The 14442-nt window shown below is 60.6% G+C and carries 12 protein-coding genes and 1 pseudogene; 2 read left to right on the top strand and 11 right to left on the bottom strand.

What is annotated here, in order from left to right; all coding sequences use genetic code 11:
- Positions 1–2 precede the first annotated feature (2 nt).
- The 8 genes from cfaB to hflK (ACIPZE_RS15545) form a co-directional block, all read right to left on the bottom strand.
- A complete protein-coding gene (cfaB, locus tag ACIPZE_RS15580) occupies positions 3–1190 on the bottom strand; it encodes a C17 cyclopropane fatty acid synthase CfaB (RefSeq protein ID WP_283438257.1) in 1188 nt (395 codons plus the stop codon).
- 85 nt (positions 1191–1275) lie between these two features.
- Positions 1276–2064, bottom strand: coding sequence for a DNA-binding domain-containing protein (locus ACIPZE_RS15575; protein WP_283438256.1), 789 nt, complete (start codon positions 2062–2064; stop codon positions 1276–1278).
- Positions 2055–2900, bottom strand: a complete 846-nt coding sequence (locus ACIPZE_RS15570) for a DUF692 domain-containing protein (RefSeq protein ID WP_283438255.1) — start codon at positions 2898–2900, stop codon at positions 2055–2057. The genes ACIPZE_RS15575 and ACIPZE_RS15570 overlap by 10 nt, the downstream gene beginning before the upstream one ends.
- Before the next feature lie 64 nt (positions 2901–2964).
- Positions 2965–3216, bottom strand: a complete 252-nt coding sequence (locus ACIPZE_RS15565) for a hypothetical protein (protein ID WP_283438254.1) — start codon at positions 3214–3216, stop codon at positions 2965–2967.
- A gap of 111 nt (positions 3217–3327) precedes the next feature.
- A complete protein-coding gene (locus ACIPZE_RS15560) occupies positions 3328–5235 on the bottom strand; it encodes a heavy metal translocating P-type ATPase (protein ID WP_400773698.1) in 1908 nt (635 codons plus the stop codon).
- Positions 5232–6281 (bottom strand): protease modulator HflK, encoded by a 1050-nt coding sequence (gene hflK / locus ACIPZE_RS15555; RefSeq protein WP_283438252.1) that lies wholly within the window; start codon positions 6279–6281, stop codon positions 5232–5234. Before hflK (ACIPZE_RS15555) ends, ACIPZE_RS15560 begins: the two co-directional genes overlap by 4 nt.
- Positions 6278–7303 (bottom strand): protease modulator HflC, encoded by a 1026-nt coding sequence (gene hflC, locus ACIPZE_RS15550; RefSeq protein ID WP_400773786.1) that lies wholly within the window; start codon positions 7301–7303, stop codon positions 6278–6280. The genes hflK (ACIPZE_RS15555) and hflC overlap by 4 nt, the downstream gene beginning before the upstream one ends.
- Before the next feature lie 11 nt (positions 7304–7314).
- Entirely contained in the window at positions 7315–9273 is a 1959-nt protein-coding gene (gene hflK / locus ACIPZE_RS15545; protein ID WP_400773695.1) for a protease modulator HflK, read from the bottom strand.
- Positions 9274–9484: 211 nt separating this feature from the next.
- On the opposite strand from hflK (ACIPZE_RS15545), the pseudogene ACIPZE_RS15540 reads away from it, so the two are divergent.
- Positions 9485–9727, top strand: a pseudogene (locus ACIPZE_RS15540) (dihydrolipoyl dehydrogenase); the annotation flags it as partial.
- A gap of 29 nt (positions 9728–9756) precedes the next feature.
- Here ACIPZE_RS15540 and ACIPZE_RS15535 read toward each other — a convergent pair.
- A complete protein-coding gene (locus tag ACIPZE_RS15535; RefSeq protein ID WP_007912013.1) occupies positions 9757–10230 on the bottom strand; it encodes an Lrp/AsnC family transcriptional regulator in 474 nt (157 codons plus the stop codon).
- 143 nt (positions 10231–10373) lie between these two features.
- Here ACIPZE_RS15535 and ACIPZE_RS15530 point away from each other — a divergent pair, with 143 nt between their 5' ends.
- Positions 10374–11003, top strand: coding sequence for a LysE family translocator (locus ACIPZE_RS15530; RefSeq protein ID WP_129386856.1), 630 nt, complete (start codon positions 10374–10376; stop codon positions 11001–11003).
- On the opposite strand, the gene ACIPZE_RS15525 is transcribed toward ACIPZE_RS15530, so the two are convergent.
- The gene (locus ACIPZE_RS15525; protein WP_400773692.1) at positions 11000–13138 is read right to left on the bottom strand and encodes a hypothetical protein; all 2139 of its coding nucleotides are present in this window, start codon (positions 13136–13138) and stop codon (positions 11000–11002) included. The two genes, ACIPZE_RS15530 and ACIPZE_RS15525, sit on opposite strands and share 4 nt — an antisense overlap.
- On the bottom strand, positions 13125–14309 hold the full coding sequence (locus tag ACIPZE_RS15520) for a DUF3142 domain-containing protein (RefSeq protein WP_400773689.1): 1185 nt from the start codon (positions 14307–14309) through the stop codon (positions 13125–13127). The genes ACIPZE_RS15525 and ACIPZE_RS15520 overlap by 14 nt, the downstream gene beginning before the upstream one ends.
- Between the last annotated feature and the right edge of the window lie 133 nt (positions 14310–14442).

Raw genomic sequence — 14442 nt, 5'->3', positions numbered from 1 at the left:
GTTCAAGGGTTATAGATGTCGTCGCGCGTCCATGGCAGTTCATGACTGCCATCCGGATGCGTTTTCACAGCAAGAATCTGGTGCAGATTGATCCAGCCGCGCGCAAACGCATAAGCACAACCGGCCAGATACAGACGCCAGATACGCAGCGCTTGATCCGGGACCAGCTTGCCCGCCGCCTCAAGGTTGTCCTCAAGCCGCTCGCTCCAGTGATCGAGCGTGCGAGCGTAATGCAGGCGCAGGCTTTCGACGTCGACAACCTCCAGCCCTGCTTCGCTGATCTCGGCGGAGATCATCGCCAGGTGCGGCAACTCGCCATTGGGGAACACGTACTTTTCGATAAAGTCGCCAGCACCGCGTCCCACCGGACGGCCATCGGTGTGTTTGGCGGTGATGCCGTGGTTCATCACCAGACCGCCCTCCTTCACCGCGCCGAACAGGGTTTTGCAGTACTCGGCCAGATTGGCGTGGCCGACGTGCTCGAACATGCCAACGCTGACCACTTTGTCGAAACGCCCGTCCTGGGGCAGATCGCGGTAGTCGAGCAGTTGCAGTTCGATCTGATGCTCCAGGCCCTCGGCCTTCACGCGCTCGCGCGCCAGTTCCAGTTGTTCTTTGCTCAGCGTGATGCCAAAGACTTTCGCGCCGAATTCGCGTGCGGCAAAACGTGCCAGACCACCCCAGCCGCAGCCGACATCCAGCAAGTATTCGCCCGGCTGCAAACGCAGCTTGCGGCATAAATGGCGGAATTTGGCTTGCTGCGCCTGCTCCAGGGTTTCGCTACCCGTTTCGAAATACGCGCAGGAATACGCCATGTCGCTGTCCAGCCAGAGCTGGTAAAACGCGTTGGACAGGTCGTAGTGGTAGGAGATGGCTTTGGCGTCGGTTTCCTTGTCGTGCAAGGTGCGCACAGGATGACTGTCGTCATCGTCGCCGAGCAACGCATTACTCAATTCGTCGCAGACCCGGATGACCTCGCTGATCGAGCCCTCCAGTTCGAGCTTGCCTTCAACGAATGCCGCTCCCAGCGCATCAAGGCTTGGGTGGGTGAACTGGGTAACCATCAGCGGGTCCTTGACCACGATGGTGACGCTGGGCGCCGGCCCCAGATTGAACTCATGGCCGTCCCAGAGCCGCAGTCGAAGCGGTAGCTGCAGATTCTGTAAGGCCGGTGGAAGTTGCGCGAGCATGGAAAATCCCCCTTGTTTCAGACCGTCAGATCTGAGGGTAGACCATCCTTGAAAAATAGCAGGCTATCGATTTAATTAGCCAAATCTATCGTTGCAGACGCTCCAGCAAGCCTTCCTCAACCCACTGTTTCAGCCAGGTAACAGCTTGAAGTGGTGCGCCCTCACCATAAATGACTGCCAGCGCAGCGCACAGTTCGGAGAATTTCCAGCCGTCGTGCAACAAGCCACTCAGCGCGTCGGCTTCCGCAGGTTCAAGGCTTCGGTAGTTGCAGATCAGGTTGTTACGCCAGATCAGGCAGACCTGAGGGATTTCCAGCGTGGTACTGCCAGGAAATTCAGATTGCTCTTTCAGCGACCGCCACAGAGAAAGGCTATTGAAGCGGCACATCTGCCACTGCAACGATGGGCTCGGTTTGACTTGTAGCTCGGGCCACTCTTCAGGGGCGAGTGTCGCCATTGTTGCAATCGTCAGCGGTTCACCGGCGGGCGCATCAAAGGCCAGGGTGAATGCCCATTCCATCGCTGCCAATTCGGCCAAGGGGGCACTCTGCTGCGGGATCAAATGCTCGCGGATAAAACTTTCGAAGCCTCTACCCAGCCAGCGCAGGCTGTAATGAGTTGAAGGGTTTTCGCGGATGTACGCGGTGGCGAGCCGCTCGAATTCTTCATCGCCCATCCAGTGCAGGATGCTCGGAAAGTCATCACGCAGCACTTCCAGCAACCGCGCCTTGTAGGCGTTGTGATAGATCGCCAGCCCAGTGTCGATATCCAGTGTCGGGCCACCGATCAGGCTGTCACTCAACGCCATATTGGCATTGGCACCGTCATCGAGCAGAAACGCTTCGAACGCCAGTTGCCATTCTTTCAGGCGCATTGTTGCCTCCTGGCCAGGACCTGGTCGCCCAGTTCACGCGCGGTGTGCAATTCATCGAGCAATTCTTCGAAGGGCGGAAAATGATCATCGCGCTCGAGCAACGTGGCCACCGGGCCGAAGTGTTCTAAGGTGCGTCGATACAGCGCCCAGACCGGATCGCTCACCGGATGGTCATGGGTGTCGATCACGTAGTCGCCATAGTCGCTGTGCCCGGCGAGGTGCAACTGGCGGACTTTATCGACAGGCAGATGCTCGATGAAGGCCCACGGATCGAAACCGTGATTGCGTGAACTGACGTAGACGTTGTTCACGTCCAGCAGCAACTCGCAGCCGCTCTCCCGGCTCAGAGCGGCAAGAAATTCCCACTCGGTGAAATCATCCGACGCGGCGCGCACATAACTGGAGACGTTCTCCAGCACCAGTGGCCGCTGTAACACGTCCTGCACTTGCGCGACTCGCCCGGCGATGTACACAAGGCTTTCGGCGGTGTACGGCAGTGGCAGCAGATCATGCAACTGATGCGCGTTGCCACGGCTCCAGCACAAGTGGTCGGAGATCCATGCCGGTTTGACCCGGTCAGCAAGTTGCTTGAGTTGTTTGAGATAGTCCGGATCGAGGGCATGCGGCCCACCGATGGACAAGGACACTCCGTGCATCACCAACGGATAGCGCTCGGCGATGGCGTCGAGGTAATACAGGGCCTTGCCGCCCTGCACCATGAAATTTTCCGAGACCACTTCAAACCAGTCGACGTGCGGCGACTGTTCGAGGATCTGCTGGTAATAGGCACTACGCAAGCCGAGGCCGTAACCAAGGAAAGGATGAACAGCAGGCATGAGCGGACTCCTGATAAAAGTGGCCGCAGTGGCGTTAACCACTGCGGCGGCACTTGCCGGTCAGTTATTCGCCGACCTTGCCACCTGCTTTGTCGCAAGCCGTCTGAGTCATCGCCTTGAAGCCCTGGCCTTTGCACGAACCCATGCCTTTGCAGGCGTGGTCTTTGGTCTTGCAGTCGTTCTGGCCTTTGCAGGCATTCACGCCGTAGCAGTGAACATTGGCATCGGCAGCCATTGCGTTGGTCGCGACACCGGCAAACATCGTGGCGGCGGCCAAAGCGAGAGCGGCACCAGCAGCAGCGGTCTTGATAGTCATTTTTCTTATCCTCGGTAATCGTCAGGGGGTGTCGGCTGGAAGGTTGTTCAGTCCCGACATAGCACTAGAGAGGGCGACCCTGACGGCGTTACAGAAGTGTGAAAAATAGTTTCAGGTTTCTTCCTTGAGCTTCAACAGCGGCTCCTGAAAACGCAGCAAACGTCCGGCGTTGCCGAGTACCAGCAAGGTGCTGAGGTTATGCAGCAACGCAGCAATCATCGCCCCGGCAGCGCCGAGCCAGCCGAATGCAGCGAACACCACGATCACCAGCGTCCAGCCCAGACCGATGATCACGTTGACCTGCAAGGTTCGCCGGCATTGACGACTCAGCCGCACACAGGTGCCGAGTCGGCGCAGGTCACTGCCGATCAGCACGATGTCGGCCGAGGCCAGTGCGATGTCGGCACCGCCAACGCCCATCGCCACGCCGACCACACCGGCCTTGAGTGCCAGCGAATCGTTGATGCCATCGCCGACCACCATTGGCCGGAAACCATTGTCGATTTCCTTGAGCACGCGATTGAGTTTGTCCTCGGGCAAGGCTTGCGCTTCAACCTCGTGCAAGCCGACATCTCGCGCCAGGGCCTGGGCCACGCTCTGACGATCACCGGTCAGCAACAGTTGCCGTCCGAGCCCCAGTTCACGCAACTCATTGAGGGCAAAGCGGGCTTCCGGTTTGACGCTGTCGGCGAGCAACAGCCAGGCGAGGAATTCACCGTTCAGCGCCAGGCCGGCAATCGGACCGTCGTGCTCAGGCACGGCTGTCGTGGCGATGCCCAGGTGGCCAAACAACTCCGGTCGGCCCAATGCCGCCTCGCCCTGCTCGGTCATGGCGACCACACCCAGGCCTTGGCGCTCATGAATATCCTTGAGTGACCAACACGCGTCCTGACTGACCAGCCCCGCCAGAGCCCGGCTGACCGGGTGACTGCTCGCCGCGCCGAGACTGGCCGCCAACGCCATGACCGTCGATGAATCGGCGCACGGACTGTTGATCGACTGCAAACGCAAGGTGCCATATGTCAAAGTGCCGGTCTTGTCGACCACCAGCGAGGTGAGGTCGGCCAGTTCTTCGAGGAATGCCGAACTGCGGATAAGAATGCCGTGCCGCGCCGCCACCGCCACACCGGCAATCGCCGTCGCCGGGGCGGACAACACCAATGCGCACGGACAGGCCGCGACCAACACGGCAAGCATCGCTTGCGCATCATTGGTGATAAACCAGGTCACTGCCGCGAGCAGCAACACCAACACCATGTAACTGCCGGCATAACGCTCGAGCAAACGGGTAATTGGCGGCTTCGAACGTTCGGCGTTTTGCATCAGGGCAATGACTTTGCCCAGTGTCGATTCATCGCCCGTGCGGGTCACTTCGATGCGCAGCAGACCATCGAGGTTGATTGCACCACCGAACACTGTCATGCCGACGCCCGCTTCCACCGGCACCGATTCACCGGTAATCGAGGCCGTATCGAGGCTGGCCTGTCCGGACAGTACCCGACCGTCCGCCGGCACCCGATCTCCGGCTCGCACCTCAACCCTGTCGCCGGATTTCAGCGTGCCATTATCCACTTCGATGATCGAACCATCCGCCTGAACCTTACGCGCGTGGCTGCGGGTCAGTTGGGCGAGGGCATGAATCGCTTCCTGCGAACCAATCACGCTGCGCTCTTCCAGCACATGGCCAAAGATCATGATGATCGGCAGCAACGCCGCAGTCAGCAGATCGCCGGTCGCCCACGCCCCAAGCATTGCCAAGGCGATCAACTGATCGGTAATCCCGTGCAGACTCGGGTAACGCAGGCTGTACCACGCCGAACGCATTACCGGGACAGCCACCAATAAAGAGGCAAAACCCAGCAGTAACTGACTGACGCCGGTTTGTTCCGGCATCATCCAGCGCCAAATCAAGCCGAGGCTCAGCAGACCCAGTGCGAGCATGGCCAAGGTCAATTGACGCGCCGCACGGCGTTGTTCGGCCGAGGACAACAGGCTCGGTGCAGCAGTGGTCGCGCTCATTTACTGGCTCCCTGAATGATCAGGCGGGAATCGTCTTTCGGGTCGACCGTGGTCACCGATCCGGACTGACCGAGAATCTTCGGCATGCGCTCGCGGTACAGACGCAGGAGCATTTGCGGGTCGGTGGCGCTGGCCAGACTCGATACGGTGGCGGTGTCGGCAGAAGCTTTCGCCAGGCGTTCGCCGGCCTGTGCATGGGCGACCTGCAACGTTCGGTCAGCTAGTTCGTTGGCGGTTTGAGTGAGTTTCTCGGCGTCAGTGCGTGCGTTGGCCACGGCTTTGTCGGCTTGCTGACTGGCGGTCAAGACCGCGTTGAAAGCGCTGACCGCTGGGTCCGGCAAACTCGATTGCACATCGACTCGCGCTACTTCAATGCCGATGCCCTGGCCGCTCGCCTTCAAGTTCGCCAAACGTTGGTTGATGCCTTGCACCAGATCACCACGGAGTTTTTCACGACGCTCGGCAGCCTGATTATCGGCACCGATCAGTTCCGGTCGGGCGACCAGAATGGTGTCCAGATCCCGCGCGGCTGTCAGTACCACAGCACTGCGTGTCACCAGACGATCGAGTGCCGGCAAGACATGTTCTCCTTGCAGGACAAAATCATACGGGTCGGTGACTTTGTAAAACACGCGGACATCCAGTTGCACCACACCGGCGTCACCGGTCAATAAATAACCAGAGCCGGCCAATGCATCGCTCAAGGGTGTCGCGAACGAGGCGACCCGATCAGCCTTGAGCGCCTCATCCGTGCGCAGCAGGTTTTCCACACGGCGCTCGATGACCCGATCCGCCGCTGGCAACAAAACCACTTGCTCGAATGGCTGGGGCCACGCCAACAACAGACCGGCATTCTGAATGCGATCCAGCGCGCCAAAGTGCAAAACCACCGCGCGATTCTGCGGGTCGATCTGCCGCACATTGGAGAACGCCCAAGCCAATGCGGCCAGTACCGTCACCGCGTACAAGGCAAAAAACGCCAAACGTCCCGCTTGAATCCATGGGCTATTGAGCGAATGTGTTCCACGTGGAACTTCTTCACTCATGGCTGCGATCCGCTTTTGCTGTCGAGCGTTGGCGGGCCATCGACCAGCACGCGGAATGGTGCGGCATCCGTACGCAGAATCAGTTTGGTGTCGGGCGTGACGATGGTGCCGAGCGTATCCAGCGAGCGCAGCAAGTTGTAGAGCTGTGGCGAACTGGCGTAAGCACGACCGTAGATCTGCGCCGCTTCGACGCGAGATTGCGCTTCGATATCGGCGGCTTTCACCGTCGCATCGGCTTGCACAATTCGCGCATCGCGTTCGGCGGCAGAACGGATCTGCGCCGCTTCTCGCTTGCCGATCGCCGTACGTTCCGTGGCAATTGTTTCGCGCTCGGCACGCATCCGATCGACCGTCGCGGTCAGCGTCACCGACGGCAAGGTTAAACGTTCGATACCAATCTGCACCACGCGCACGCCGTAAGTGGCGAGCAACTGCTGATCAATCTGCTGACGCAATTGCGCTTCGAAATCGCCAATGCGCACCTGACTGGCGTCAGTATTGACCAGACTCGCCAGATCAAAACTGCTCGCGGTGGTTTCCAGCGCCGAGCCGACGAAGGTGCGAATCTGTCGTGCCGCTTCGTCAGGCTGATTCTGCACCGCGCGCATGAAGCGCTGCACATTGTCCGGATCGCCCTGCACCTGCCAAGCCACATACGCCTGCACAATGATGCGCAAACCGTCACGCGTACCGACATCCTGCAAGCCGCTGGAGGTGGTGCGCAGACGCAGATCGACCGGGATCGCAGCCTCGAACGGCGCCGGCCAGCGCCAGCTCAAACCCGGTTCGAGCAACACTCGCGACGGGTTACCAAAACGGGTGATGACCGTGGCCTCGCCGGAGCGCACTTGCACCAGGCTCGCCGCAGCAATGGCAAATACCACCAGCAACGCCGCCCAGCCCATGCGTCGCCACGGGAACGGCCCCGCCTCTTCCGGCGCGCCGTGGTGATGATGACCATGATGATGGTGATGCCCGCCGCGACCATGATCGTGGCCGCTGTGATCATGCGGTTCGTGAATATGCGACTGGCTCAATGGCTAACTCCTGGTTGAGCGGTGGTGCGCGCGGGCGTCGGGTCAGCCGGCAGCGTGAACGTACGCAGGTCGATGGTCGGCGCGTTGCTGCCGCCGAGGCGGTGGTCGAGTATCAGCAATTTGGCTTTACTCAGACCTTGGCTGAGCTGACCGAGGTATTGCTCCAGCACAAATGCCTGACCGGCACTGGCATAGGCTTTTTGTTCGGCAGCGAATTTCAGGTCCGCAGCCTGCGCCGCTGCGTTGATTTCACGCGCATTGGCGCTGGCCTGATCGCGCGCAAGGCTGGCCTGCAGTTGCGCCTGATTACTCGCTTCAGCGGCGGCGCCGCGCTCCCGCGAGATCAACGCCTGCGCGCCAATCTGCGCCGCTTGCACACTGTGGTAGGCATTGGCGGCGCCGGCCGGTGGATGAATGGCTTCGACCACCGTGGCAAGAATTTCCACTCCGCTGTCGAGCTTTTGCAGATCATCCTGCACCGCGCGACCGATTTCATCGGCCAGCCCTACCCTGTCCGCTCCAAGCAAACCGTCCAGTGTGCGCGAGGCAAAATCGTGCACCAGAATCCGGCTGGCGGTGCTGCGAATCAGCGTCGGAACATCGGCGCTGTTGTAGGTCGCGGCCAGCGCTGCCTGATCGCTCAGACCAATGCGATAGACGAACCGCACGTCCATGTTGACGATCTGAAAGCTCTGCTGCTCGCCCCGACTGCTGGCGATGACCTGGGATTTATCATTGACGTGGCTAGCGTCCCACAACCGATTGGCCGTCATCGGCGCCGGCCCCTCAGCGGGATCGGCTTGCAGAGGCGTCGGGTTTTCACCGACGCTGGTTGCCAGCTCATGCACTACACCGTTTTCGACGCTCAGCACCCGCCCAAGAGGCCACGGTAAACCGCTATGTAAGCCCGGACCGAAGACCTCCACAGGTTTGCCGAAACGCTCGTAGATGCCACGGCCTTGCAGCGGGATTTCATGAATACCGGTGAGCAACCAGCCAACCACCGCGACCAGCGCCAGCACCGGTAGAAAGGCACGACGCATGTAACTGAAAGCCCAGATCTGCCGCAGATCGATGCCGAAACGGTTGTGCAATTCGTGCTGCAACGCGAGTAGCGGCTGCGGCGGCCAACGCAACATGTCGGCAAAAAAACTGCGCGCCAGCAGCGGCGGTTCGAGCTGTTCGCGATGCGGGCTAAAAACCGAAAGAACGGCACGCAATAGCAGCTCGATCGCGACCAATCCCGGCAAAATACCCATCAGCACAGCAACGCGAACCGGCCACACGGAGTTTTCGCCGGCAAACAACAAACACACCGCACCCAACACCAGACTGATGATCGAGACACGCGTCAATTGTGCCAACGAACCGGCTTCTGGCCATTGCGCAGGATTTTCCTGGGCCAGTTGCCGCTCCAGCACCAACAGACCGAACGCCAACAGCAACGCCAGCGTCGCGCCCACCGTAGCGGACAGTCCGACAGCGGCGGCCGGCAATGCCAGATTCCACGCCTGCTCGATGCCAAGTAGCACCACCAACGCCCACCCGCCCAACCATAACGTCGCTGCACCAATCTGCCCGAGCAGATGCAGGCCACGCTGACTAAGGCGATCGAGCAGGCGCTCATACCAGCCATCGGCTGCGGGAGGCCCGTCAACCACCAGCGGGGTTAACGCCTGAGGATTCATCACCCCTGCGCGCCAGCGCGTCACCCACCAAGCCGATTGCAGGCCTGCGACCAACACCAGCAATGCTGCGCTCTGATTGACCAAAAGCGGCAACCACAGTGATTGCGGTGCGAATAACCCGACAAAAAACGCCAGCACCCAGCCCGCACCCGCCAATGCACCCAAGCCGATCGCCCAACGCCGCAATCGTCTGCCCTGCGTGGCCGCCTGTTGAAAGCGCGGCAGTCCGGTCACTTGCGTGCCATCAACCTCCAGATCGACTTGCATATCACCCCAACATCATTGGCTCGCTGTTCATATCGTTACGATATAACGAAAAGCGTGAAATATTCGTACACAATTGCGCTTATTCAATGGCGCCCAACCTGTCGCTTGCCTGAAGCCTTGACCGAAATGTCCACAAACGCACATTTTGCGTTCGAAATTTTAGAACAAGGTCGACTGGATCAAGGGCTGGGGCCACATCGATGGCCCGGGAAAGGTTAACCACGAGACCGTAGGCTTTGCCAAAGTCCTCGCCGACGAGCGCACGGACGAAGTACTCGGCGTGCACCTGGTGGGCCCGAGCGTGAGCGAAATGATTGGCGAGTTCTGTGTGGCGACGGCGTTCAGTGCTTCGGCCGAGGACATTGCGCTGACCTGTCATCCGCATCCGACACGGTCGGAGGCGTTGCGGCAGGCGGCGATGAATGTCGAGGGGATGAAATGCGTACCCCTGTAGGAGCTGCCGAAGGCTGCGATCTTTGCTCTTCAGGCAGGCAGATGCCCAAGCGGCAATGCCCCCGGCGTCTTCACCGTATGAATCGCAAAGTTGCTGCGAATATCACTCACGCCTGGCAGTTTCAGCAGACAACCGCTGAGAAAACGGTCATACGCGCGCAGATCGGGCACCACCACTTGCAGCAGAAAGTCCGATTCACCGGACACCAGAAACGCTGAAATCACCTCCGGCAACGCCGTCACCGCCCGGTAGAACGCTTCCGCCTGCTCGTCGTTATGGCGCTCGACCTTGACCCCGACAAACACCGTCAGCCCCAGCCCCACTTCATCGCGATCCAGATTGGCCTGATAGCCACGGATCACCCCCGCTTCTTCCAGCATGCGCACGCGGCGCAGACATGGCGATGCCGACAAACCGATCTCATCCGCCAGCTCGACATTGCTCAGGCGTCCGTTACGTTGCAGCGCGGCAAGAATCTTCCGGTCAAAGGCGTCGAGTTTCATGCTTGGCAGATCCTGATGGTTGAAACACAAAAAGAAGCAGGTTATGCCAATACCGAGCTTTTTTGAAGCCAACTACGCAAGCACCTGCCCCACCCTTGCGCCCTAGACTTGGACCACCGAATCGACAACGAAAGGGCGGCAACATGGCAAGTCTCTGGCTGTTTTTCCTGGCGCTGGCAGTGGTTTATCTATTGCCCGGACCGGACATGATCCTGCTACTGCAAACCGGCGCACGTCAGGGTCGCGGAGCCGCATTGGCCACCGCGATCGGCCTGGGGATTGCTCGGGGTTGCCATGTCGCGTTGGCGGCGCTGGGGCTGGCGGCGCTGTTCAAGGCGGCACCGTGGACATTCGAAGTGGTACGGCTGGCAGGCGCCGCGTATCTGCTGTGGATCGGCATTCAATGCCTGCGCAGCACGCTGCTGCCGAACCTCAACGCCAGCGACATTGCCGACAGCCATGGACAGTGGCGCGAAGCGATTCGTCGCGGTTTGCTGACCAACCTGCTCAATCCCAAGGCACTGCTGTTCTGCTCGGTGCTGCTACCGCAATTCATCGTCAATGATGGCGCGCCAGTGCTGAGCCAGTTCGCCCTGTTAGGTGGCTTGCTGGTCGGCGTCGGGCTGCTGTTCGACAGCGCCTACGCGCTGACCGGTGCCGCGCTGGGCCGTTGGCTGCATCACAGTCCAACGGCCCAGCGCGTTCAACAATGGCTGTTCGGCAGCCTGTTGATCGGCTTTGCGCTACGCCTGACTTTCGTCCAGCAGGCCTAGCCTTTACGGTTCTTGCGTTGGCGACGAGTGATCAACAGCAATGCCGCCGCCGTCACCAGCACAATCGCGCCAATCTGCACCGGCCATTTGTACGGCCGCAGCGTCGTGCGCACAGCGTCCGTGACCTGGGTGACGTAACGTTTGTCGGCGTTTTCGAAATCCGGGTACGGACATTGATTGCCGAAGTCCACCGCCCACGGCACGAACGCGCCTTCCTTGACGTAACGCTGATACAGCGTGCTCTGCTCGTCCAGGCTACTGTTCCAGCCGGCGGCGTTGCACAGCACAGCGGCAAATGCCTGGCTGGTATGCGGCAGGCTGTCGGCGGCGCGACTGGCCAGGGCCGTGGCCACAAAACGATAGTGATAACGCTGATCCGGCTGCGCCTCACTGGCCTTCTGACGCTGTACTTCGGCTTCGGAAACCAGCGGGCCGACCTTGAGTTCCGTGGTTTCCAGCGAGTAGTTGCCGCCGAAGGTGGCGTAGTCCGGTGCCATCTCGTAGCCAAGAATGTCCATGCCCCACTCGCGCGCCGTCCACGCCGCGTTATACAACGCACTGGCACGTTTGGTCGGCCACCACGCGGAATCGGCTTTCAACCGTTGCTCGCCATAGAGTCGGGCCTTGTTCTGCAAATCGGGATTGTCGAAATAAGCGACCGCTTCGGCGTAATGCCCCTCACGCAGCAGGCGACGACCGAGCAGGTTGCGCAGGCTGGCGGCGACCGGCAAGGGAACGTAGTTGTCGCGCTCCTGCTGGGTCAACGCCGGCGGTGCCGGGACATTTTCATCGACGTACTGCTTGAGCTCGGCAAGCGTCAACACACGCTCAGCGACGGTCGCCGCATCGAACCAATAAGTGCTATTGCTGCGATACAACTGCACGAACGCTTGCAGGTATTCGCCGCGCTGCAACGCCAGGATCGCACTTTCACCCTCGACCCGGCATTTCGGCTGAAGGCTTTCATAGGCCCAGTCCGGCGTGCGCCGATAACCCCAGTCTTCTTTCTGCGGGAAGGCTTGCGCGGCTTTCGAATAGGCTGCGGCGGCAGCATTTCTATCGCCGTCGCGCACCGCCAGTTTCGCTCGCAACCACCACGCGAGCCCGCCTTCACCGGCGTTTTCAAGGAAGGCCTTGGCGCCAGCATAATCGCCTTGTTGATAACTCATGGCTGCCAGGCGATCAGCGTTTTCGAGGCTGCCCCGCGTGCTGTTTTGCAGCAGCTTCACCAGTTTTTTCTCGTTCGGCGGCTCATCGCCAAACGACCAGCCCTGGCGACTGACCAGCGAGGCCGTGACCAGTTGTTGCACCGATTTGTGCTGCAGCAACTCCGCCAGTTCGGCTTCGGGCAACTCCGCCAATTCGTTCATCAATTGCTTGAGCGAGGTGTAACCCACCGCCGAGCCATGCAGGTTTTGCGCTTCGTACAGTTCGATGGCGCCGCTCCAGTCGCCGGCCGTGCGCACCGCCCGCGCCTCTTCGCCGAGACTGGCAACCCCCAGCTCCAGCGGATCGCTGAAACCGTCGATGCTCAACTGCCGGGTTTGGCGGAAAGCCTCACGCGATCGCTCCAGCGCCGCGACCGTATCCGCGCCTTCGCTGCTCATGGCAAACCAGCTACGCCCCAGCGAATACGCCGCCCAGGTGCTGCGCAATGGACGCTGATCCGCCGGCAGCGCCAGCAGCTTGTTGAAATATTCGACCGCGAGTTGCTGCTCGCCAGTGGCAAACGCCACCGCACCGGCCACGTACAAACGGATTTCCGCCGGCAGGCTAGCGCCCTGCACGTCGACCTGACGTGCATCGGTCAGCCCGCGCAGTTGCTTGACCAGCGCTTGCTGTTCGACGCTCAAACCGGCCTGTTCGGCCTTTTCCCGAGCCTCGACGGCGGCGTTTTCCTCGCCGTACAGGTCGTCCGGATTGTGCGTCGCAGCGGTGACACTGTTCAGCCCGGCGATGGCTTTGCCGAGACGACTGAGTTCAAAGTGGAAGCTGCCCTCAGGCAGATCTGCCAGGGTTTGCCCGCGATTGTCGAGCAGGCGCATCGGGAAGTCCGGGCCGCAGGCCAGCGCCGAACCGAGCGGCAAGCAGAGGCTCAGGCAGAGCAGATGGCGGGGCCAGTTACGGGTCAACATGCGAACCTCCTTGATCAATATGTGCGCAACGCGCCCAACCGATGGCGCGTTGTCCGCCCGCCGGCAAGCGGCCGTCGCGCAGGCGGGTGAAGGTAAGCAGATCCGCGCTTTGTTGCAACGCATAACCGGCGAGCGCGTCGGCGCCTTCACAGCGTTGCGCCTTCAAGGTGATTTGCGCGGGCCAGGCACTGTCGAGGTTGCCGGGGTTGTCGAGTTTGATGTCGTAGAGACCGTTGTGTTCGCTGAACGTCACGCCGAGCTGACCATTCAACGCATCGCCCCGAGCCACAGCGCCCAACGTGGTCAGGCTCCAGGCGCGGCGGTCGTTGGCCAGCGGCAAGCGAAACCAGATCAACCCAGCGAGATGTGCCGGTGGGTCGTCGCGCAAGGTTTTGCCGAGTTGGCTCAGTTGCAGCGGATCAGCCAGCAACTCCCGACGCTCGCCGCCTCGTTCAAGCTGCACTTCGCTTTCCACCACCGGCGCCCCGCCGTCGTCCGCCAACAACGCCACGCCATAGGCTGGCAGCGCGAGATAGAACGGCTTGTCGGTAACGCGCGCCCAGTCTTTCGCCCACTGCAACGCCTGCGCAGGATCAAACAAACCTCGGCGTGGATCGCTGACGGCATGGACTTGCAACACGCTGCTGTCGACAGTTTGCAGAAGCGCCGGCAGCTGCGAACTGTCGAGCCAGGCTGGCAATGCTGTAATGCTCAGCGGCAGGCTCGTCGGCAATGCCGAACGCAGATGCTTGAGGAACTCGGCATAGTCCGGCAGACGCGCGTTACCGGCATCGTGGTCGATCTCGACGCCACTCAGCGTCAGGCCTTGCGCCTGCCACTCTGTGAGCAGCTGAAGAATCTGCGCGGTGGCTTGATCCTGATCCAGCGACTTCAGCTGACCGTCGAGACGAATCACCGCAATCAGTGGGCGGCCATCGGCTTGCAACAACCGTGAATCGATCCGCGTCCGGCTCCACCCTGCATTCGGGAAGGCTTGCAGCGCGAGCACGCGCAATGTCGAGAAGTCATCATGGCTACCGCTCAACGCCGCCTCATGGGCCGGCGTCCATTGGCGTTGCCAGATATAGAGTTGTTGGTCGAGGGCAGGCGGGTCGCGCTGCTCGCAACCCAAGAGCAAGACGCCCAGGAACAGACCCACAATAAACCGCATACCTTCCCAATCCCTGACACCACGAGACCGCAAGGTTACACAAAAACCCTGTAGGAGCTGTCGAGTGAAACGAGGCTGCGATCTTTTGATCCGGTTTTTTACAATCCAGATCAAAAGATCGCAGCGTGCCGCA

Origin of the sequence: Pseudomonas sp. NPDC089741, assembly GCF_044748825.1 — a bacterium.
Taxonomy (GTDB): Bacteria; Pseudomonadota; Gammaproteobacteria; order Pseudomonadales; family Pseudomonadaceae; genus Aquipseudomonas; species Aquipseudomonas helmanticensis.
The sequence above is the reverse complement of the archived record's forward strand: the minus strand, read 5'-3'. Positions and strand labels throughout refer to the sequence as shown.